This window comes from Geodermatophilus sp. SYSU D00663, from assembly GCF_054050655.1.
In genome coordinates this window covers 1-20,958 of sequence record NZ_JBJGZT010000013.1, presented here as the reverse complement: position 1 = coordinate 20,958, position 20,958 = coordinate 1, and the positions used below count along the sequence as shown (strand labels likewise).

16 protein-coding genes are annotated in these 20,958 nt (G+C 75.9%); 1 reads left to right on the top strand and 15 read right to left on the bottom strand.

What is annotated here, in order from left to right; all coding sequences use genetic code 11:
- Nucleotides 1–9: 9 nt before the first annotated feature.
- From ACI79Z_RS11840 to ACI79Z_RS11770, 15 genes are all read right to left on the bottom strand, one after another.
- On the bottom strand, nucleotides 10–1,497 hold the full coding sequence (locus tag ACI79Z_RS11840) for a glutamate synthase subunit beta (protein WP_456902748.1): 1,488 nt from the start codon (nucleotides 1,495–1,497) through the stop codon (nucleotides 10–12).
- Nucleotides 1,490–6,169, bottom strand: coding sequence for a glutamate synthase large subunit (gltB, locus tag ACI79Z_RS11835; RefSeq protein WP_456902747.1), 4,680 nt, complete (start codon nucleotides 6,167–6,169; stop codon nucleotides 1,490–1,492). Before gltB ends, ACI79Z_RS11840 begins: the two co-directional genes overlap by 8 nt.
- Nucleotides 6,170–6,486: 317 nt before the next feature.
- Entirely contained in the window at nucleotides 6,487–7,437 is a 951-nt protein-coding gene (lgt, locus tag ACI79Z_RS11830; protein WP_387986656.1) for a prolipoprotein diacylglyceryl transferase, read from the bottom strand.
- Nucleotides 7,434–8,231: a tryptophan synthase subunit alpha gene (gene trpA, locus ACI79Z_RS11825; RefSeq protein ID WP_456902746.1), complete on the bottom strand. Its 798-nt coding sequence runs from the start codon at nucleotides 8,229–8,231 to the stop codon at nucleotides 7,434–7,436. Before trpA ends, lgt begins: the two co-directional genes overlap by 4 nt.
- Nucleotides 8,228–9,604, bottom strand: coding sequence for a tryptophan synthase subunit beta (gene trpB / locus ACI79Z_RS11820; RefSeq protein ID WP_456902745.1), 1,377 nt, complete (start codon nucleotides 9,602–9,604; stop codon nucleotides 8,228–8,230). Before trpB ends, trpA begins: the two co-directional genes overlap by 4 nt.
- A 74-nt stretch (nucleotides 9,605–9,678) precedes the next feature.
- Entirely contained in the window at nucleotides 9,679–10,488 is an 810-nt protein-coding gene (gene trpC / locus ACI79Z_RS11815; RefSeq protein WP_456902744.1) for an indole-3-glycerol phosphate synthase TrpC, read from the bottom strand.
- A 58-nt stretch (nucleotides 10,489–10,546) separates the two neighbouring features.
- Entirely contained in the window at nucleotides 10,547–11,197 is a 651-nt protein-coding gene (locus tag ACI79Z_RS11810) for a Trp biosynthesis-associated membrane protein (protein ID WP_456902743.1), read from the bottom strand.
- Nucleotides 11,194–12,702: an anthranilate synthase component I gene (locus tag ACI79Z_RS11805; RefSeq protein ID WP_456902742.1), complete on the bottom strand. Its 1,509-nt coding sequence runs from the start codon at nucleotides 12,700–12,702 to the stop codon at nucleotides 11,194–11,196. The genes ACI79Z_RS11810 and ACI79Z_RS11805 overlap by 4 nt, the downstream gene beginning before the upstream one ends.
- On the bottom strand, nucleotides 12,689–13,063 hold the full coding sequence (gene hisI, locus ACI79Z_RS11800; RefSeq protein ID WP_387986640.1) for a phosphoribosyl-AMP cyclohydrolase: 375 nt from the start codon (nucleotides 13,061–13,063) through the stop codon (nucleotides 12,689–12,691). Before hisI ends, ACI79Z_RS11805 begins: the two co-directional genes overlap by 14 nt.
- A 53-nt stretch (nucleotides 13,064–13,116) precedes the next feature.
- Nucleotides 13,117–13,782 carry a hypothetical protein gene (locus tag ACI79Z_RS11795; protein ID WP_456902741.1) on the bottom strand — a complete coding sequence of 222 codons (666 nt, stop codon included), beginning with the start codon at nucleotides 13,780–13,782 and terminating at the stop codon, nucleotides 13,117–13,119.
- A complete protein-coding gene (locus ACI79Z_RS11790) occupies nucleotides 13,779–15,431 on the bottom strand; it encodes an FAD-binding dehydrogenase (protein WP_456902740.1) in 1,653 nt (550 codons plus the stop codon). The genes ACI79Z_RS11795 and ACI79Z_RS11790 overlap by 4 nt, the downstream gene beginning before the upstream one ends.
- A gap of 10 nt (nucleotides 15,432–15,441) precedes the next feature.
- A complete protein-coding gene (locus ACI79Z_RS11785) occupies nucleotides 15,442–15,969 on the bottom strand; it encodes a hypothetical protein (RefSeq protein ID WP_456902739.1) in 528 nt (175 codons plus the stop codon).
- Nucleotides 15,970–16,060: 91 nt separating this feature from the next.
- The gene (locus ACI79Z_RS11780; RefSeq protein WP_387986629.1) at nucleotides 16,061–16,474 is read right to left on the bottom strand and encodes a hypothetical protein; all 414 of its coding nucleotides are present in this window, start codon (nucleotides 16,472–16,474) and stop codon (nucleotides 16,061–16,063) included.
- Nucleotides 16,475–16,501: 27 nt separating this feature from the next.
- Nucleotides 16,502–18,322, bottom strand: a complete 1,821-nt coding sequence (locus tag ACI79Z_RS11775; protein WP_456902738.1) for an ABC transporter ATP-binding protein — start codon at nucleotides 18,320–18,322, stop codon at nucleotides 16,502–16,504.
- Nucleotides 18,319–20,094, bottom strand: coding sequence for an ABC transporter ATP-binding protein (locus ACI79Z_RS11770; protein ID WP_456902737.1), 1,776 nt, complete (start codon nucleotides 20,092–20,094; stop codon nucleotides 18,319–18,321). Before ACI79Z_RS11770 ends, ACI79Z_RS11775 begins: the two co-directional genes overlap by 4 nt.
- Nucleotides 20,095–20,204: 110 nt before the next feature.
- Here ACI79Z_RS11770 and ACI79Z_RS11765 point away from each other — a divergent pair, with 110 nt between their 5' ends.
- On the top strand, nucleotides 20,205–20,849 hold the full coding sequence (locus ACI79Z_RS11765) for a TIGR03085 family metal-binding protein (RefSeq protein ID WP_456902736.1): 645 nt from the start codon (nucleotides 20,205–20,207) through the stop codon (nucleotides 20,847–20,849).
- The last annotated feature ends 109 nt before the right edge of the window (nucleotides 20,850–20,958 follow it).

Here is a 20,958-nt window from a genome sequence, read left to right as displayed (position 1 = left end):
ACGACGGTGTTACCGCAGCGCCACCGCCGTCGGGGTGACCGGGCGGGGCAGCATGGAGCTGCCGGTCAGCCACTGGTCGACCGCGCCGGCGGCGGCGCGGCCCTCGGCGATGGCCCACACGATCAGCGACTGGCCGCGGCCGGCGTCCCCGGCCACGAACACGCCGGGCACGGTGGACATGAACTCGCCGTCGCGGGCGACGTTGCCGCGCCCGTCGACGTCGAGGCCCAGCGCCTCGACCAGGCCCTCGCGCTGCACGCCGGTGAAGCCCATGGCCAGGAGCACCAGCTGCGCGGGCAGCTCGCGCTCGGTGCCCTCGACCTTCTGGAACCGGCCGTCGACCCGCTCGACCTCGTGGATCACCAGGGCGCGCACGCGGCCCTCGTCGTCGCCGAGGAAGCGCTCGGTGTTGACCGAGTACAGCCGCTCGCCGCCCTCCTCGTGGGCCGAGGAGACCCGCATGATCATCGGGTAGGTCGGCCAGGGGTTGCCCTCGGCCCGCTTGTCCGGCGGCGCGGGCATGATCTCCAGCTGGGTGACCGAGCGGGCGCCCTGCCGGTGCGAGGTGCCCAGGCAGTCCGCGCCGGTGTCGCCGCCGCCGATGATGACGACGTCCTTGCCCTTGGCGGAGATCGGCGGGTCGTCCAGCTCGCCGAGCGCCTGCCGGTTGCCGAAGGGCAGGAACTCCATCGCCAGGTGGATGCCGTCGAGCTCGCGCCCGGGGGCGGGCAGGTCGCGCCCGACGGTGGCGCCGGCGGCGATCACGACGGCGTCGTGCTCACCGCGCAGCTGCTCGGCGGAGAGGTCGCCCTCCCCCGACCCGCCGACCTCGACGCCCGTGACGAAACGGGTGCCCTCGGCGCGCATCTGGTCCAGCCGCCGGTCCAGGACGGACTTCTCCATCTTGAACTCGGGGATGCCGTACCGGAGCAGGCCGCCGACGCGGTCGGCCCGCTCGTAGACGGTGACGTCGTGCCCGGCGCGGGTGAGCTGCTGGGCGGCGGCCAGGCCCGCCGGCCCGGACCCGACGACGGCGACCTTCTTGCCGGTGCGCTCGGCCGGGGCCTGCGGCTCGACGTGGCCGCGCTCGAAGGCCTGGTCGATGATCTCCCACTCGATCTGCTTGATCGTGACCGGCGAGTCCTGCAGGTTCAGCACGCAGGCGCCCTCGCAGGGGGCCGGGCACAGCTTCCCGGTGAACTCCGGGAAGTTGTTGGTCGCGTGCAGTCGCTCGATCGCGTCGCGCCAGTCGTCCCGGCGGGCGAGGTCGTTCCACTCCGGGATCAGGTTGCCCAGCGGGCAGCCGTGGTGGCAGAACGGGATGCCGCAGTCCATGCACCGCGCGGCCTGCTGGCGCAGCGCGGAGACCGGGTAGACGCCGTCCTCCCCGTTCTGCCGGGAGAGGTAGACGTCCTTCCAGTCGAGGATGCGGACGTCGACCGGCCGCCGGGGCGGCAGGGCCCGCTCGTACTTCAGGAACCCCGTGGAGTCAGCCACGTGCGGCCTCCATCACTGCTCGATCCACATCCGTGCCGGCGGCCTCGGCGGCGCGCCGGGCCTCGAGGGCGCGACGGTAGTCGCGCGGCATGATCACGCTGAACTGCTCGGACCAGCGGCCCCAGTCGGCCAGCAGGGCCGCCGCGACCGGCGACTCGGTCTCGGCGTGGTACCGGACCAGCACGTCGCGCAGCCACTGCGCGGACTCGCCGTCCAGCGGCTCGACGTCGACCATCTCGGGGTTCACCCGGTGCCGGGCGAGGTCCAGGACGTAGCCGATGCCGCCGGACATGCCGGCCGCGACGTTGCGCCCGGTGGGCCCGAGGATCACCGCGCGGCCGCCGGTCATGTACTCCAGCGCGTGGTCGCCGACGCCCTCGACGACGGCCAGCGCGCCGGAGTTGCGGACGCAGAACCGCTCGCCGACCCGCCCGCGCAGGAACACCTCCCCGCCGGTGGCGCCGTAGCCGATGACGTTGCCGGCGATGACGTTGTCCTCGGCGGCGAAGGACGCCTCGGGCGCCGGGCGGACGACGATCCGGCCGCCGGACAGGCCCTTGCCGACGTAGTCGTTGGCGTCGCCGAGCAGCCGCATGGTGATGCCGCGCGGCAGGAAGGCGCCGAAGGACTGGCCGGCCGACCCGGTGAAGGTCAGGTCGATCGTGCCGTCGGGCAGACCCTCGCCGCCGAAGCGGCGGGTGACCATCGAGCCGAGCATCGTGCCGACGGTGCGGTTGACGTTGCGCACCGGCAGCTCCAGGCGCACCGGCCGCGCGTCGAGCAGGGCGCCCTCGCACAGCTGGATCAGCGTCTGGTCCAGCGCGACGTCGAGGCCGTGGTCCTGGGTGCGGACCGCCCGGCGGGCCGCGCCCTCGGGCAGCTCGGGCTGCGCGAGCATCGGCGAGAGGTCCAGGCCGCTGGCCTTCCAGTGGTCGACCGCGCGCCGGGTGTCGAGCAGCTCGGTGTGGCCGACGGCCTCGTCGACCGAGCGGAAGCCCAGCTCGGCGAGGTACTGCCGGACCTGCTCGGCGAGGAACTCGAAGAAGGTGACGACGAACTCCGGCCGCCCGGTGAAACGCTTGCGCAGCTCCGGGTTCTGGGTGGCCACGCCGACCGGGCAGGTGTCGAGGTGGCAGACCCGCATCATGATGCAGCCGGAGACCACCAGCGGAGCGGTGGCGAAGCCGTACTCCTCGGCGCCGAGCAGCATCGCGACGAGCACGTCGCGGCCGGTCTTCATCTGGCCGTCGGCCTGCACCACGATCCGGTCGCGCAGCCCGTTGGCCAGCAGCGTCTGCTGGGTCTCGGCCAGGCCGAGCTCCCACGGCGAGCCGGCGTGCTTGAGCGAGGTCAGCGGGGCGGCACCCGTGCCGCCGTCGTGCCCGGAGATCAGGACGACGTCGGCGTGCGCCTTGCTGACCCCGGCCGCGACCGTCCCGACGCCGACCTCGGCGACCAGCTTGACGTTGATCCGCGCCTCGGTGTTCGCGTTCTTGAGGTCGTGGATGAGCTGCTTGAGGTCCTCGATCGAGTAGATGTCGTGGTGCGGCGGCGGGCTGATCAGGCCGACGCCCGGCGTCGAGTGCCGGGTGCGGGCCACCCACGGGTAGACCTTGCCGCCGGGCAGCTGGCCGCCCTCGCCGGGCTTGGCCCCCTGCGCCATCTTGATCTGGATGTCGTCGGCGTTGACCAGGTACTCGCTGGTCACGCCGAAGCGGCCACTGGCCACCTGCTTGATCGCCGAGCGGCGCAGGTCGCCGTTCGGGTCGGGCACGTAGCGGTCGGGGTCCTCCCCGCCCTCACCGGTGTTCGACTTGCCGCCGAGCCGGTTCATGGCGATGGCGAGGGTCTCGTGCGCCTCCTGCGAGATGGAGCCGTAGCTCATCGCGCCGGTCTGGAAGCGCTTGACGATCTCGCTGGCCGGCTCGACCTCCTCGAGCGGCACCGGCGGGCGCACGCCCTTCCGGATCTCGAACAGGCCGCGCAGCGTCGCGGCGTCCTCCGAGAGCGCGTCGACGGTGTCGGTGTAGCGCTGGAACACCTCGAACTGCCGCGAGCGGGTCGAGTGCTGGAGCAGGAACACCGTCTCGGGGTTGAACAGGTGCACCTCGCCCTCGCGGCGCCACTGGTACTCGCCGCCGGTCTCCAGCCGCCGGTGCGCGCGCTCGGTGGGGTTCTCCGGGTAGGCGCGCCGGTGCCGCATGGCGACCTCCTCGGCGAGGACGTCCATGCCGACGCCGCCCAGGGGGCAGGAGGTGCCGGTGAAGTACTCGTCGACGACGTCCTGCGACAGGCCGACGGCCTCGAAGATCTGCGCCATCGTGTACGAGCCGACGGTGCTGATGCCCATCTTGCTCATCACCTTGAGGACGCCCTTGCCGAGCGCCTTGACGACGTTGCGCACCGCCTGGGCGGGCTGCACGCCGGTGAGGACGCCGTCGCGGATGAGGTCCTCGATGGACTCGAAGGCCAGGTACGGGTTGACCGCGGCCGCGCCGTAGCCGAGCAGCAGCGCGACGTGGTGGACCTCGCGGCAGTCGCCGGACTCGACGACCAGGCCGACCTCCATGCGGGTGCGCTCGCGCACCAGGTGGTGGTGGACGGCGGCGGTCATGAGCAGCGACGGGATCGGCGCGCGCTTCTCGTCGCAGTCGCGGTCGGACAGCACGATGACCCGCGCGCCGGCCGCGATCGCCCTGCTGACCTTGCTCCGCAGCTGCTCGACCGCCTCCACCAGCGCGGGGCCGCCGCCGGTGACGTCGTAGTGGCCGGTGATCCGGACGGCGGCGAAGCCGGGCAGGTCGCCGTCGTCGTCGATGTGCAGGATCTTGGCCAGCTCGTCGTTGTCGATGACCGGGTAGGGCAGGTACACCTGCCGGCACGACGCCGGGGTGGCCGAGAGCAGGTTCTGCTCCGGGCCGAAGGTGCGCCCGAGGCTGGTCACCAGCTCCTCGCGGATGGCGTCCAGCGGCGGGTTGGTCACCTGGGCGAACAGCTGCCCGAAGTAGTCGTAGAGCTGCCGGGAGCGGTCCGACAGCGCCGCGATCGGGGTGTCGGTGCCCATGGAGCCGATCGGCTCGGCGCCGGACGACGCCATCGGGGTGAGCAGGACGCGCAGGTCCTCCTCGGTGTAGCCGAACAGCAGCTGCCGGCGGACCACCGACTCGTGGCTGGGCCGCGCCCGCCGCCGCTCGGGCAGCGAGGGCAGGTGCACCAGGCCGGCGTGCAACCAGTCCTCGTAGGGGTGCTCGGCGGCCAGGGCGCCCTTGACCTCCTCGTCGGAGACGATCCGCCCGGAGGCGGTGTCGACGAGGAACATCCGGCCCGGCTGCAGCCGGCCCTTGGCGACGACGTCGCCGGCCGGGATGTCGAGGACGCCGGCCTCGCTGGCGAGGACGACGAGGTCGTCCTTCGTCCGCCACCAGCGCCCCGGGCGCAGGCCGTTGCGGTCGAGGACGGCGCCGATGAGCGTGCCGTCGGTGAACGCGACGCAGGCCGGCCCGTCCCAGGGCTCCATGATCGAGGAGTGGAACCGGTAGAAGGCCCGGCGGGCCGGGTCCATCTCGTCGTGGTTCTCCCACGCCTCCGGGATCATCATCAGCACCGCGTGCGGCAGCGAGCGGCCCGACAGGTGCAGCAGCTCGAGCACCTCGTCGAAGGTCGCCGAGTCGCTGAAGTCGCTCGCGGTCACCGGGAAGACCCGGTCCAGGCCGAGCTCGGAGGCCGGGCCGGCGGGGCCGTCGAACAGCTCGGTCTCGAGCTTGGCCTCGCGGGCGCGCATCCGGTTGCGGTTGCCCTTGATGGTGTTGATCTCGCCGTTGTGGGCGATGAACCGGAACGGGTGCGCCAGCGGCCAGCTCGGGAACGTGTTGGTGGAGAACCGGCTGTGGACCAGCGCGATCGCCGACTCGTAGCGCTCGTCGCGCAGGTCGGGGAAGAACGCGGGCAGCTGGTCGGTGGTCAGCATGCCCTTGTAGGTGACGGTGCGGCTGGACAGCGAGACGACGTAGAGCGAGCTGCCGGCCTCGCGGGCCTCCCGCTCGGCGCGCTTGCGGAGCACGAACGAGCGCCGCTCCAGCCGGGTGACGCCGTTGACCTCGCGCGGGCCGCCGAAGGCCTGCTGGTCGGCGCGGGCGCCCATGGTCTCGGCGACGAACAGCTGCCCGAAGTGCGGCATGACCGCGCGCGCGGTGGGGCCGAGGTCGGCGCCGTCGGGGTCGACCGGCACGTCGCGCCAGCCGAGGACGGTCAGGCCCTCCTCGGCGGCGATCCGCTCGACGTCGGCGTAGCGGGCGGCCCGCTCCTGCTCGTCGACCGGGAGGAAGGCGACGCCGACGGCGTACTCGCCCAGCGGGGGCAGGTCGAAGTCGACGCTGGCCCGCAGCAGCGCGTCGGGCACCTGGGTCAGGATGCCGGCGCCGTCCCCGGAGTTGGGCTCGGAGCCGGCGGCCCCGCGGTGGTCGAGGTTGTGCAGCGCGGTCAGGCCGGCGGCCACGATCGCGCGCGAGCGGCGGCCGCGGGCGTCGGCCACGAAGGCCACGCCGCAGGCGTCCGAGTCGTTCGCCGGGTCGTAGAGGCCGGAGGCCGCCGGCGTAGCCGAGAAGGGGACGGCCGAGAAGGGGACGGCCGAGCCGGCGGTGGTGCGGGGGGCGGGGGTGCGGGACCCGGACATGATCACTCCCGTCGTCGGCCTGCGCGCGGCCCCCGGGGGGACGTCGCGGGGCGCGGGGCCCGGCCGGTGGTCAGAGGGTGCGGTGCACGGAAGCAGAGGGGGACAGCGGAGCCGGCGACCGCCAGGGACACGGTGGCCCGGGCAGGCTGAGGACCGGCGGCCCCGCGGGTGGTTGCGCGGGGTCGTCGTCCCGCGGGGCAGCGCTGGCCCGGTTACGACGCGAGCGACCCACCGGGATCACCGGCCGGTCTGGACAGGAGGGTACACAGCAGCGACACCGGGCTCACCGGCGCGAAACGATCCGTCGGCGCGTCCTGTCAGGACGTCCCCGGCGCGTCGTGAGACCGGTCACCCCGCCGCTCCTCGGCGGGCGCGTCGGTGCTGGTCGGGGCCGCGTCGGCGGTGCCGGCGTCGGCGGCGGCGGTGTCGTCGTCGTCACGTCCGCCGACGGCGGCCCGGTCGATGACCTCCCGCGGGCGGCCCCGCTGCCAGAGCATGTAGGCCACGGCGAGCAGCCCGACCACGATGCAGGTGAACACGTTGAGCCGGACGCCGAGGAAGCGGTTGGCGTCGTCGATGCGCAGCACCTCGATCCACAGCCGGCCGGCGCAGTACAGCGCGACGTAGAGCGCGAACGCCCGCCCGTGGGACAGCCGGAAGCGGCGGTCGGCCCACACCACGACGGCGGCCGCGGCGAGGTTCCACAGCAGCTCGTAGAGGAACGTCGGGTGGAACGTGGCGAACGCCTCGTAGCCGTCGGGGCGGTGCGCCGCGTCGATCTCCAGGCCCCAGGGCAGCGTGGTGGGCCGGCCGAACAGCTCCTGGTTGAACCAGTTGCCCAGCCGGCCGACCGCCTGGGCCACCAGCAGGCCGGGTGCGATGGCGTCGCCGAAGGCCGGCAGCGGGATGCCCCGGCGGCGGCAGGCGATCCACGCGCCGACGCCGCCGAGGGCGATGGCGCCCCAGATGCCGAGGCCGCCCTCCCAGATGGCGAACGCCCGCAGCGGGTCCCCGCCCTCCCCGAAGTAGGGCTGCGGCGTCGTGATCACGTGGTAGAGCCGGCCGCCGAGGATGCCGAAGGGCACCGCCCAGACCGCGATGTCGAGGACCTCGCCGGGCCGGCCACCGCGGGCGACCCACCGCTTCTCGGCGATCCAGCAGGCCGCGACGATGCCCGCGATGATGCACAGCGCGTAGGCGCGCAGCGGGAACGGCCCCAGGTGCCACACCCCCTGGGCCGGGCTCGGGATCGACGCCAGGACCGTCACGTCACGGCCACCCGGCGGCGCACGCCCGCGGCGAGCTCCTCGGACAGCCGGCGCACGCCGTCGGCGCCCCGGCCCTCGAGCAGCTCCCGCACGTAGGCCGACCCCACGATGACGCCGTCGGCGAAGCCCGCCACCTCGGCGGCCTGGTCGCCGTTGGAGACGCCCAGGCCCACGCACACCGGGACGTCGGTGACCGCGCGGGTGCGGGCGACCAGCCGCTCGGCGGCGTCGCCGACGGTGGCGCGGGTGCCGGTGACGCCCATCGTGGACGCGGCGTACACGAACCCGCGGCAGGCCGCGGTGGTCGACGCCAGCCGCGCGTCGGTGGACGACGGCGCGACGAGGAAGACGCGGTCGAGGTCGGCGGCCTCGGCGGCGGCCAGCCACGCGGCGGCCTCGTCCGGGATGAGGTCGGGCGTGATCGCGCCCGCTCCCCCGGCGGCGGCCAGGTCGGTGGCGAACCGCTCGACGCCGTAGCGCTCGACCGGGTTCCAGTAGCTCATCACCACCGGCACCGCGCCCGCGGCGTCCACCGCCTCGACGGCGCGCAGCACGTCGCGCATGCCCACGCCGGCGCGCACGGCGGGGTCGACCGCCTGCTGGATGACCGGGCCGTCCATGCCGGGGTCGGAGTACGGGACGCCGATCTCCACGACGTCGGCCCCGCCCTCGACGGCGGCCGTCATCGCGGCGATCGAGTCGTCCACGCCCGGGTAGCCCACCGGCAGGTAGGCGACGAGCGCGGCGCGGCCCTCGGCGTTGGCGCCGCGGATCCGCTGCTCGAGCCGGCTCATGCCGGGCTCCCCGCGTCCCGGCCGGGCACCGCGTCGCCGGAGGCGACGGCGCCCTCGGTGGGCTGCTGGTCGGTGTCCATGCCGGGGCCGGGGTCGACCTCGTCACGGTCGCCGAGGCCGAACCAGCGCGACGCGGTCTCGACGTCCTTGTCGCCGCGGCCGGAGAGGTTGACCAGCAGCAGCGGAGGCTCGCCTCCCCGCCCGCCGTCCCCCGCGGCCACCAGCTCGCGGCCCAGCCGCACGGCGCCGGCGAGGGCGTGCGCGGACTCGATCGCCGGGATGATGCCCTCGGTCCGGCACAGCAGCGCGAAGGCCTCCATCGCCTCGGCGTCGGTGACCGGGCGGTACTCGGCCCGGCCGACGTCGTGCAGGAAGCTGTGCTCCGGCCCGACGCCGGGGTAGTCCAGCCCGGCGCTGATCGAGTGCGACTCGATCGTCTGGCCGTTGTCGTCCTGCAGCAGGTAGGAGCGGGCGCCGTGCAGCACGCCGGGCGCTCCCCCGGTGATCGTCGCGGCGTGCCGGCCGGTCTCGACGCCGTCGCCGCCGGCCTCCAGGCCGACCAGGCGCACGCCCTCGTCGGGCACGAACGCGGTGAAGATCCCGATGGCGTTGGAGCCGCCGCCGACGCAGGCGAGGACGGCGTCGGGCAGCCGGCCCTCGCGCTCGAGCACCTGGGCGCGGGCCTCGTCGCCGATCACCCGCTGGAAGTCGCGGACCATCGCCGGGAACGGGTGCGGGCCGGCGACGGTGCCGAAGACGTAGTTGGTGGTCTCGACGTTGGTCACCCAGTCGCGGAAGGCCTCGTTGATGGCGTCCTTGAGGGTGCGCGAGCCGGTGCTCACCGGGACCACCTCGGCGCCGAGCAGCCGCATGCGGGCGACGTTGAGCGCCTGCCGGCGGGTGTCCTCCTCGCCCATGTAGATCGTGCAGGACAGGCCCATGAGCGCCGCCGCGGTCGCGGTGGCGACGCCGTGCTGGCCCGCGCCGGTCTCGGCGATGACCCGCTGCTTGCCGATCCGCTTCGTCAGCAGCGCCTGGCCCAGCACGTTGTTGATCTTGTGCGAGCCGGTGTGGTTGAGGTCCTCGCGCTTGAGCAGCACGCGGGCGCCGCCGCAGTGCTCGGCGAAGCGCGGCACCTCGGTGACCGGGCTCGGGCGGCCGGTGTAGTCCCGCTGCAGGGCGGCGAACTCGGCGACGAACGCGGGGTCGACCCGCATGGCCTCGTAGGCCTCGGTCAGCTCGTCGAGGGCCGCGACCAGCGCCTCGGGGACGAACCGGCCGCCGAAGACGCCGAAGTGACCGGTGGCGTCGGGCCACGCCGGGCGCGCCGGGTCGCTGCGCTGCTCGGGCGGGTGGACGGCACTCGTGGTCATGCACCCAGACTAAGGACCTCGCTGCCCCCCGCCCCTCGCAGGCTCGCGGCGGGTCCCTGCAGCGAGACCGGGGTCTAGCGGGTCGTGCGCGGCACGGCCGGGTGCGAGCCGGCGGTGACCAGGTCGGCGACCGCCTGGCGAGGGTCGCCGGCGGTGACCAGGCCCTCGCCGACCAGGACGGCGTCGGCGCCGGCGGAGGCGTAGGCGATGAGCTCGCGCGGGCCGCGGACGCCGGACTCGGCGACCTTGACCACGCCCGAGGGCAGCCCGGGCGCGATCCGCTCGAAGGTGCCGAGGTCGACGTCGAGGGTGGTGAGGTCGCGGGCGTTGACGCCGATCACCGAGGCGCCGGCGGCCAGCGCGCGGTCGGCCTCCGCCTCGGTGTGCACCTCGACCAGGGCGGTCATGCCGAGGGACTCGACCCGCTCGAGCAGGCCCAGCAGCGCGTTCTGCTCCAGCGCCGCGACGATCAGCAGGACGACGTCGGCGCCGTGGGCGCGGGCCTCGTGCACCTGGTAGCTGCTGACCACGAAGTCCTTGCACAGCACCGGCACGTCGACGGCGGCGCGGACGGCGGCCAGGTCGGCGTGCGAGCCGCCGAAGCGGCGCCGCTCGGTGAGGACGCTGATCACCCGGGCGCCGCCGGCGGCGTACTGGGCGGCGAGCACCGCGGGGTCGGGGATGTCGGCCAGCGCGCCCTTGCTCGGGCTGCGGCGCTTGACCTCCGCGATCACGCCGACGCCGGGCTCGCGGAGCGCGGCCAGGGCGTCGCGGGCGGGGCGGGCGTCGCGGGCGGCGGCTCGGACCTCGGCCAGCGGGGTGGCCGCCTCGCGCGCCGCGACGTCCTCACGGACGCCGGCGACGATGTCGTCGAGGACGGTCACTCCGCCTCCTCGCTGCTGGGTCGGCCGGTCCGGTGCCGGTCGGACGGGTGGACCCACCCTAGCGACGGCGGCCCGGGGGCCCGGCCGCCGGGTCACCGGCCGGGCCCGGTGTCGCCTCGTCGGCGGGGTCGGCCGTCGGGTCGTCGCCGCGGTCGAGGGCGCGCCAGGCGTCCAGCGCCCGGTCCTCGTCGGTGCGGGCCCGCGCCGGGGCCGGCGCGGCCGCCGCGCCGGGTGACCGCTCGTAGCGGCGGCCCATGGCCGGCCAGCGGCGGCCGCGGACCGCGACCAGCACGCCGGCGGCGAGCGCGACGACGGCGGCGACCAGGCACAGCACCGGCCAGGCGGCCGCGAGGTCGGCGGTGCGCCGCTCCCCCGGTGCCGCCGCGGAAGGGTCCACCCCGCCGGCCAGCACGCCCACCGACGACCAGGCCAGCGCGGTGCCCGCCAGCGCCACCAGGACCCCCACCGCGACCCGCCCGGCGCCGCGCACCGCGAGGACGGCGACCGCCGCGGCGAGCAGCAGCAGCCCCGCGGCGGGCACCAGCGGCGCCAGCGACGACCCGGTCAGCGTCTCGGTGACCGGCGGCAGCGGCGGGCGCCGGGTGACCGTGACCGTGGCCCAGGTCTGCCCGCCCGCCGACAGCGCCAGCCCGCCGGCGACCGCGCAGCCGGCGAGCGCCGTCCCCAGCTCCCGCCGCGCCGCCGTCACCGCACCTCCCGCATGCCCTCCGCGGTCGCGATCGCCGAGAGCACCGCCCGCGCCTTGTGCCGGGTCTCGGCCTCCTCGGTGGCGGGGTCGCTGTCGGCGACGATCCCGGCGCCGGCCTGCACGTACGCCCGGCCCTGGTGGAGCACCGCGGTGCGGATGGCGATCGCCATGTCCATGTCCCCGCTCGCGTCCAGGTACCCGACGGTGCCCGCGTACAGCGCCCGCCGGGTGGGCTCCAGCGACTCGATGATCTCCATCGCCCGCGGCTTCGGGGCACCGGAGACGGTGCCGGCCGGGAAGGTCGCGTCGAAGACGTCGAGCGCGTCGCGGCCGGGGGCCACCTCGCCGCCGACGGTGGACACCAGGTGCATGACGTGGCTGTAGTACTCGATCCGCATGAAGTCGGGCACCTCGACCGTGCCCGGCACGCACACCCGGCCCAGGTCGTTGCGCGCGAGGTCGACGAGCATGACGTGCTCCGCGCGCTCCTTGGGGTCGGCGAGCAGTCCCTCGGCCAGCCGCAGGTCCTCCTCCTCGGTGGCGCCGCGCGGGCGGGTGCCGGCCGGCGGGTGTACGACGGCCGAGCTGCCGGTCACGGTCACCAGCGCCTCCGGCGACGAGCCGACGACGTCGAAGGGCGTCTCCCGGCCGGCGAAGCGCAGCAGGTACATGTACGGCGAGGGGTTGGTGGCCCGCAGCACCCGGTAGAGGTCGAGCGCGTCGACGTCGGTGTCGGTCTCGAACCGCTGGGCCAGCACGACCTGGAAGGCGTCGCCGGCGCGGATGTGCTCGCGCACCGCCTCCACCCCGGCCTCGTACTCCCCCGGCGCCATCGTGCTGCGCACCGGCGGCGGCTCGGCGGGGGCGAACGTGGCCACCCCCGGCGGCACCGCCTTGGTGAGGTCGGCGGCCATGGCGTCGAGGCGGGCGACGGCGTCGTCCCAGGCCGTGTCGGCGTCGCCGGACCCGGTCAGGGCGTTGGCGATGAGCAGCACGGTGCCGTCGGTGTGGTCGAGGACGGCGAGGTCGGTGACCAGGGCCAGCGACAGCTCGGGCATGCCGAGGTCGTCGGTGGCGGTGACCGGCAGCCGCTCCAGCCGCCGGACGACGTCGTAGCCGAGGTAGCCGACCAGCCCGCCGGTCAGCCGCGGCAGGTCCTCCCGGCGCGGCGAGCGCAGCCGGCGGGCCAGCGTGTGGACCGCGGCCAGGGGGTCCTCGGGCAGGTCGTCGGTGAGCCCGGGCAGCGGGTCGCCGAGCCACAGGGTCCGCCCGTCCCGCTCGGTGAGGACCCCGGCGCTGCGCACGCCGACGAAGCTGTAGCGCGACCAGCGCTTGCCCTGCTCGGCCGACTCGAGCAGCACGGTGCCGGGCCGGTTGCCGGCCAGCTTGCGGTAGATGCCGACGGCGGTCTCGCCGTCGGCCAGCAGCCGCCGGGTCACCGGCACGACCGGCTGGTCCAGGGCGGCGAACGCCTCGCGCGAGGGGCTGGTCTCACCGAGCCGCACGGGTGACCTCCAGGTCGCGGGAGAAGCAGCTGCGCGCGCCGGTGTGACAGGCCGGGCCCTCCTGGTCGACGAGCACCAGCAGCGCGTCGCCGTCGCAGTCCAGGCGCACGTCGCGGACCCACTGCCGGTGCCCGGACGTCTCGCCCTTCACCCAGTACTCCCCGCGGCTGCGAGACCAGTAGGTGGCCCGGCCGGTGGTCAGGGTGCGGTGCAGCGCCTCGTCGTCCATCCAGGCGACCATGAGGACCTCGCCGGTGTCGTGCTGCTGCACGACGGCGGCGACCAGTCCCGCCGGGTCGCGGCGCAGCAGCGCGGCGACGGCGGGGTCGAGGGCGGAGTCGACGGCGGGCACGGCGGGCATGCCCGCGATTCTCCCCCGCCGCGGGGACCGGCCGGTCCGGCGGCCCCGCGCGGTCACCCCGCGGCCGGTGGCGCGTCCCCGCCGGCGGCCCACCGGCGGACGGCGCCGACCAGCAGCAGGCCCAGCCCCACGGCCGGGGCGGCGGCGTAGAACAGCACGCCGACGACGAGCACGCCGGTCGGGTCGAAGCCGGCGACGTCGGCGAGGGAGGTCAGCCGGACCAGCCAGTAGGCGGCCAGGGCGAGCTGCACGCCGAAGCCGGCGAGCAGCGTCGTCCACACCACCCGGCTGCGCCGGTTGAGCACCAGCACCCCGGCGACGACCAGCAGCACCGCCGAGGCCAGCTGGACCGCCGAGAGCACCGTGACCTCGGTGACCAGGCCGGAGACGTCGTCGCCCCCGCCGCCGGAGTGGTCGGGGATGCCGGCGAACAGGCCGAACGTGCTGGCAAGCAGCAGCACGTAGGCCGACGACAGCGCGACGACGGCGGCCTGCACGAACGCGAGGACCGCCGCGGCGACCACCTGCCCCGGCCGGCGCGGCCGCTGCGGCACCGGCGGGCCGTAGGCCGGCCAGTACGGCGCGGCCGGCCAGCCCGACGCGTACCCCGGGTACACCGGGGCCGGCGCGGCGTACGGGGCGGTGGCCGGCGGGCCCGCGTAGGCGACCGGCTCGGTCTCTGAGGCCGGGTCGGCCCAGGGGCTGCCGGGCGAGCTCACAGGGCCGCCGCCAGCGCCCGGCCGGCGACCCGGCCGGAGAACAGGCAGCCGCCGAGGAAGGTGCCCTCCAGCGACCGGTAGCCGTGCATGCCGCCGCCGCCGAACCCGGACGCCTCCCCGGCGGCGTACAGGCCGGGGAACGGTTCGCCGCCGGCGCGCAGCACCCGGCCGGACAGGTCGGTCTCCAGCCCGCCGAGGGTCTTGCGGGTGAGCAGGTTGAGCCGGACGGCGATCAGCGGGCCGGCCGCGGGGTCGAGCAGCCGGTGCGGCGGGGCCACCCGGATGAGCTTGTCGCCGAGGTAGCTGCGGGCGCCGCGGACCGCGGTGAGCTGCAGGTCCTTGGTGAACGGGTGGTCCACCGCGCGGTCGCGGGCGGTGACCTCGCGCTCCACGGTCTCCAGCGACACCTCGGGCGTGCCGCCGGTGATCCGGTTCATCCCGGCGACCAGCTCGGGCAGGGAGGACGCCGTCACGAAGTCCTCGCCGCGGTCGAGGAAGGCCTGCACCGGGGCGGACACGCCCGCCTTGACCCGGTTCAGCAGCAGCCGGACGTCCTTGCCGGTGAGGTCGGGGTTCTGCTCGGAGCCCGACAGCGCGAACTCCTTCTCGACGATCTTCTTCGTCGTCACGAACCAGGTGTGCTCGTAGCCGGTCTGCCCGATGTGGGCGAGGGTGCCCAGGGTGTCGAAGCCGGGGAACAGCGGGACCGGCAGCCGCTGCCCGGTCGCGTCCAGCCACAGCGACGAGGGCCCGGGCAGGATCCGGATGCCGTGCCGTGCCCACACCGGGGAGTGGTTGGCGATCCCCTCGGTGTAGTGCCACATGCGGTCGCGGTTGATGAGGTTGGCGCCGGCGGCCTCGGTGGCCTGGAGCATGAGCCCGTCGACGTGCGCGGGGACGCCGGACAGCAGCCGCTGCGGCGGGGGGCCCAGCCGGGCCGGCCAGTTCTGCCGGACCAGGTCGTGGTTGCCCCCGATGCCGCCGGAGGTGACGACGACGGCCTGGGCGGTGATCTCGAAGTCCCCGACGGCGGTGCGCGAGCTGGCCTCGCCGCGGGCGACGCCGCTGGGCTCGAGCACCTCGCCGCGGACGCCGGTGACAGCGCCGTCGGTGACGACCAGCGCGGTCACCCGGTGCCGGAAGCGCAGCTCGACCAGCCCGCGCTCGACGGCGGCGCGGACCCGGCGGGCGAACGGCTCGACGATGCCGGGGCCGGTGCCCCAGACGATGTGGAAGCGGGGCACGGAGTTGCCGTGGCCGGTGGCGGTGTAGCCGCCGCGTTCGGCCCACCCGACGACGGGGAAGAAGCCGACGCCCTGCTCGCGCAGCCAGGCCCGCTTCTCCCCCGCGGCGAACTCCAGGTACGCCTCGGCCCACTGCCGGGGCCAGTGGTCCTCGGCGCGGTCGAAGGCGGCGGTGCCGAACCAGTCCTGGCGGGCCAGCTCCAGCGAGTCGCGGACGCGCAGGCGGCGCTGCTCGGGCGAGTCGACGAGGAACAGGCCGCCGAAGGACCACCACGCCTGCCCGCCGAAGGACGCCTCCGGCTCCTGCTCGACGAGCACCACCCGCCGGCCGGCGTCGGCCAGCTCGGCGGTGGCCACCAGGCCGGCCAGGCCGGACCCCACCACGACGACGTCTGTGTCGATCACGGCGGGCACGCTAGCGGGCGCGGCCGCCCCGGGGGGTCCGCCCCGGCTGCGCCGGGGGCGGTGTCGCCCGGCCGGGACGGGTCCACTCCCGGATCGGGCGGCGCACCGTCAGCGCCAGGCAGCCGGCCGGGCCCACCAGCAGCGCCAGCGCCCACCCGACCGACGAGCCGTCGCCGAGGGCGCCGAACAGCAGGGCCACGCCGAGCAGCAGGAGCAGCGGCAGCACCGCGGCGACGGCGAGGACCAGCCACCCGCGGCCCCGGCCGGCCCACACCAGCGCCGCCCCGGCGACCGCCGGCAGCGCCAGGACGGCGGAGGCGGCCAGGTACCAGCCCCAGCGCGGGGGCAGGCCGTCCCAGAGCAGCCACCCGAGGTACAGGTCCTCGGCGGCGACGAGCAGGCCGAACGCGGCGGCGAACGGCGCGGTGAGCGGGCGCCCGGCAGCGGGCGGCGGGGCGGCCCGCCGGACGGCCGACGCCGCGGGCGCCGCCCGCGGGGAGCGGCGGGTCGTCGTCCGGCGGGGCGGGGACGACGGCATGCCGGGCAGCCTAGAGAAGGGGCCTCCCTGCCCTCCGCCACTCGCACGCTCGCGGCGGGCCCCGCAGGGAGGCCCCCGCGGCCGGACCCCGTCAGCCCGGACGGCGGCGGCCGGCCAGCCAGGCCGTCACCCGGGGACTGAGCGCGAGGCCGGCCGCGACCAGGGGGCAGACGGCCACGACGACCGGCGCGGCGCCCACGTCCTCGCCGACCGCGACCGCCGTCGCGATGACGAGGAGGGCGAACCCCAGCGAGCCCACGGCTCCCAGGAGCAGCGGCCACCGGCCCCGGCGGGAGACCAGCCAGACGACACCGAAGACCTGGAGCACGGGCAGCAGGAGCAGCGCGTAGACCCACCAGTCGCGGACGTCGTCGGACTGCACGCCGCCGAGGGCGAACGGCAGGACGGTGACCAGGGCCAGCGGCAGCACGCCGAGGGCGCCGATCGCCGCGGCGGCGATCGCCGTGCCGGGCATGCGGGAGGGGCTGGTGGAGGACGTGGTCACGCCGCGGAGCCTAGGACCGCCGCCCGCTCAGGCGACGCGTTCGGGCTCCCCCGCCGACGACCGGCGCCACGAGGCGTGCAGCCGCGCGTAGGGGCCGACGGCGTCGACCAGGTCCGCGTGCGTGCCGCGCTGCACCACCCGGCCGGCGTCGACGACGAGCACCTCGTCGGCCCGCTCGGCGGTGGACAGCCGGTGCGCGATGGTGAGCGTGGTGCGGCCCTCGGTGAGCCGGTCCAGCGCCAGGGTCAGCCGCCGCTCGGTGGCCGGGTCGACGGCGCTGGTGGCCTCGTCGAGCACCAGCAGGTCGGGCGCGGCCACGTGCGCGCGGGCGATGGCGACCAGCTGCCGCTCCCCCGCCGACAGCGACTCCCCGCGCTGGCCCACCGGCGTCGCGACGCCGTCGGCCAGGCCGGCCAGCCAGTCGCCGAGACCGAGCTCGGCGAAGGCCGCGGTCACCTGCTCGTCGGTGAGGTCCGGGCGGCCGTAGCGGACGTTGTCGGCGACGGTGGCGTCGAAGAGGAAACCGTCCTGCGGCACCATGCCGACCCGCCGGCGCAGCGAGGCGAACGCCACGTCGGGCAGCGGCACCCAGCCGGCGGCGTCGGAGCCGAGCAGCACCCGCCCCTCGGTGGGGTCCATGAGCCGGGTGACCAGCTTGGCGAACGTCGTCTTCCCCGACCCGGTCTCCCCGACGACGGCGTAGCGGCGGCGCGGCGCCAGCGCGAGGTCGACGTCGTCGAGGGCCGCCCGCGCGCCGGGGGCGTAGCGGAAGGTGACGTGCTCGAGCCGCACGCCGAGCGGCCCGGCCGGCAGCTCGCGCGCGGTGCCGCCGGCGGCGGGGTCGCGGACGTCGGGCTCGGTGTCGAGGACGTCGAGCACCCGGCGGAACCCGGCGATCGCGTTCTGCCCCTCGTTGAGCACCTCGCTGGCGGTCTGCACCGGCGCGACGAAGAGCGTGACGAGGAACAGGAAGGCGACGAGCGTGCCGGCGCTGACCTGCCCGGCCACGCCGAGCAGCACGCCGACCACGACGACGGCGGCGTTGGCGACCGCGGCCGCGAACTCGCCGGTGACGAAGACGGCCGCGGTGACCTTCTGCGCGTCGACCTGGGCGCGGTAGTGCCGGCCGATGGCCCGGTCGAGGCGGGCCGCCGTCCGCTCGCGGATGCCGTAGGCGCGCACCGTCGGCGCGCCGACGACGGACTCCGACACCGCGGCGAGCACGTCGCCGACCCGCTCGCGGACCACGCCGTAGGCGACCTGCAGCCGGCGGGCGAACCAGCGGACGGCGAAGGCCAGCGGCAGGAAGCAGGCGAGCACCAGCAGGGTCAGCTGCCAGGAGTAGACCGCCATGACGACGGTGGCCACGACCAGCTGGCCGAGGCTGACCACGCCGAGGACGCCGCCCCACTGCATGAAGGTGGACAGCTGGTCGACGTCGCTGGTGACCCGGGAGACCAGGGAGCCGCGGCGCTCGCCCTGCTGGTGCAGCACGGACAGGTCGTGCACGTGCCGGAACGCCCGGGCGCGCAGCCCGGCCAGCGCGGTCTCGGTGGTGCGGAACAGCCGGACGTTCATCCGGTAGACCGCCACCCCGGTGACCAGGACGACGACCGCGCAGACCAGCACCAGCGTGCGGACCAGGCCGAGGTCGGGGCCGCCGGGGGCGAGCAGGCCCCGGTCGATGACCTGCTGGACGGCGATCGGCACGACCACCCGCCCGGCGGTGGCGACCAGCGCGAGCGCGAACGTGGCCGGCAGTCCGCGGCGGAACTCCGGCATCATCCGCAGCCCGCGGCGCAGCGTGGCGAACGCGCCCTCCCGCCGCCCGGTGTCCACGGCGCTCACGCCGCCACCTCCGCCTGGGAGTAGGCGCGGACCAGCGCGGCGTAGCCGGGCACGGTGGCCAGCAGCTCCTCGTGGCTGCCGCGGGCGGTGACCCGGCCGTTCTCCAGCCACACCACCTCGTCGGCGAGGGCGATGGTGGCCTGCCGGTAGGCGACGACGACCACGGTCGAGGGCCGGTCGGCCGAGCGCAGCGCGTCGAGGATGCGCGCCTCGACGGCGGGGTCGACGGCGCTGGTGGCGTCGTCGAGGACGAGCAGCCGGGGCCGGCGGATGACGGCGCGGGCGAGGGCGAGCCGCTGCCGCTGGCCGCCGGAGAGGGTGGCGCCGCGCTCGCCGACGCGGGTGTCGAGGCCCTCGGGCAGCCGGTCGACGAAGTCCTCGGCGGCGGCCACGCGCAGCGCCGCGCGCACCTCGTCGTCGCCGTACCCGCCGCCGAGGGTCACGTTGCCGCGGACGGTGTCGTCGAAGAGGAAGGTGCCCTGCGGGACGAACGCGGCCTGGCCGCTGACCTCGCCCTCGCGCAGCCGACGCAGGTCGACGCCGTCGAGCAGCACCTCGCCGCCGGCCGGGTCGACCAGCCGCACCAGCAGCCCGGCCAGCGTCGACTTGCCCGAGCCGGTCGGCCCGACGACGGCGACCGTGCTGCCGGCCGCGACGTCGAAGGTGACCTGCGACAGCACCGGCTGCGACGCGCCGTCGAAGACGTGGTCGACCGCGCGCAGGCCCAGCCGGGCGCCGCCGTCGCCGGCGGGCGCGGTCTCCGGGCCGTGCGGGGTCTCGCCAGTGGCGTCGAGGACGGGGGTGACCCGGTCGAAGCCGGCGAGCGCGCGCGGGAGGTCGGCGAGCACCCAGCCGATCGCGCGGATGGGCAGCGCGAGCAGGGTGAACAGGTAGGCGATGCTCACCAGGTCGCCGGCGTCGGTGGCGCCGGAGGCGACCCGGCCGGCGCCGACCAGCAGCACGGCGAGCGTGCCGAGGTTGGGCAGCGCCTCCATGAGCGGGTCGAACAGCCCGCGCACCCGGCCGACCGAGACCAGCCCGTCGCGCAGCTCCCGGGCGCGCTCGGTGAACCGGGCGCTCTCGACCTCCTCGCGGCCGAGGGTCTTGACCACCAGGCCGGCGTCGAAGCTCTCGTGGGCGATCTCGCTGACCTCGGCGCGCAGCTGCTGCGCCCGCTGCATCCGCGGGCTCATCACCTGCGAGTAGACGGCGTTGACCACGAAGACCAGCGGGAAGACGACCAGGCCGACCAGCGCCAGCAGCGGGTCGGTGGCCACCAGCGCGACGACGGTGATGGCGATCATCACGAGCGTCCCGCAGGCGAAGGGCAGCGGGGAGACGAAGTACCAGGAGGCCTCGACGTCGGAGTTCGCGTTGGACAGCAGCTGCCCGGTGGGGTGGCGCTGGTGCCAGGCCAGCGGCAGCCGCAGGTACTGCGCGGTGACGCGGCGGCGGTAGTCGGCCTGCAGCCGGTAGGCCATCACGCCGGCGAACAGCCGCCGGCCGAGGATGCCGAGGATCTTGAGCACCGAGACGCCGAGGATCACCACGACGGCGAGGGTGAGCGCGCCGGCGGTGGTGTCGCCGTCGGCGAAGGCCGGCAGCACCACCCGGTCGGTGACCCCGCCGATGACGAACGCCGACAGCACGGTCATCGCGGCGTAGAGGCTGCTGGCGAGCAGGGCGAGGGTGAACATCCCGCGCTGCTCGCGGATGGACCGGGCGACGTGGCGCAGTCCCCGCCGGACGACGGCGTCTCGGGCGCGGGGCACGGATCTCCTCGGGGTTCGCGACCGCGGCACTCGCAGTCGTTACTCAGGCTAACCGGCGGTACCGACAGGGGCCTGCGGGTTTTCCGGGTGGACGGGATCGGTAACCCGCCGTGGTGACTCCCTCTTCCCGCCCGCTCGCCGCCCGCGAGCGCGCGGCCCTCGCCGACCTCCTCGACGAGCTCGGCCCCGACGCCCCGACCTGCTGCGAGGGGTGGACGACGGCCCACCTGGCCGCCCACCTGGTGACCCGCGACCGCCGTCCCGACGCGCTGCCCGGCTACGCGCTGGAGCGCACGCCGGTCGGCGGGCGGCTGCACGCCCACGCGGAGCGGGTCGAGGACCGGCTGCGCACCTCGACGGCGTATCCCGAGCTGGTGGCGCGGGTCCGGCAGGGTCCGCCGGCGTGGCTGCCGATGGGCTGGCCCGGGGTGTCGGCGGTCGCGGACTCCGCCGAGTTCGCGATCCACCACGAGGACGTGCGGCGGGCGCGGCCCGGCTGGGCGCCGCGCGCGCTGCCGCTGGCCGACGCCGACCGGCTCTGGGGCGCGGCGCAGCTGTTCGCCCGCGCGGCGGCCGCGCGGCACCCCGGCGGCCTGGTGCTGCAGCGCAGCGACGTCCCCGGCCCCGGGAAGCGGATCCGCGCCGGGTCGGCACCCACCACGGTCGAGGGCGAGCCGATGGAGGTCCTGCTCTGGGCGACCGGGCGCACCGACGTCGCCCGGGTCGTCGTGCGGGACGGCGCCCCGGTCGGCTGACGCGTCCGGGGGGGGGGGGGGGGGGGGGGGGGGGGGGGGGGGGGGGGGGGGGGGGGGGGGGGGGGGGGGGGGGGGGGGGGGGGGGGGGGGGGGGGGGGGGGGGGGGGGG

Coding starts and splice junctions, on each gene's coding strand:
- gltB (WP_456902747.1), bottom strand. CDS start 6,169: ATGTCCGGGTCCCGCACCCCCGCCCCCCGCACCACCGCCGGCTCGGCC.
- trpA (WP_456902746.1), bottom strand. CDS start 8,231: ATGAGCCGGCTCGAGCAGCGGATCCGCGGCGCCAACGCCGAGGGCCGC.
- trpB (WP_456902745.1), bottom strand. CDS start 9,604: ATGACCACGAGTGCCGTCCACCCGCCCGAGCAGCGCAGCGACCCGGCG.
- hisI (WP_387986640.1), bottom strand. CDS start 13,063: ATGCCCGCCGTGCCCGCCGTCGACTCCGCCCTCGACCCCGCCGTCGCC.
- ACI79Z_RS11785 (WP_456902739.1), bottom strand. CDS start 15,969: ATGCCGTCGTCCCCGCCCCGCCGGACGACGACCCGCCGCTCCCCGCGG.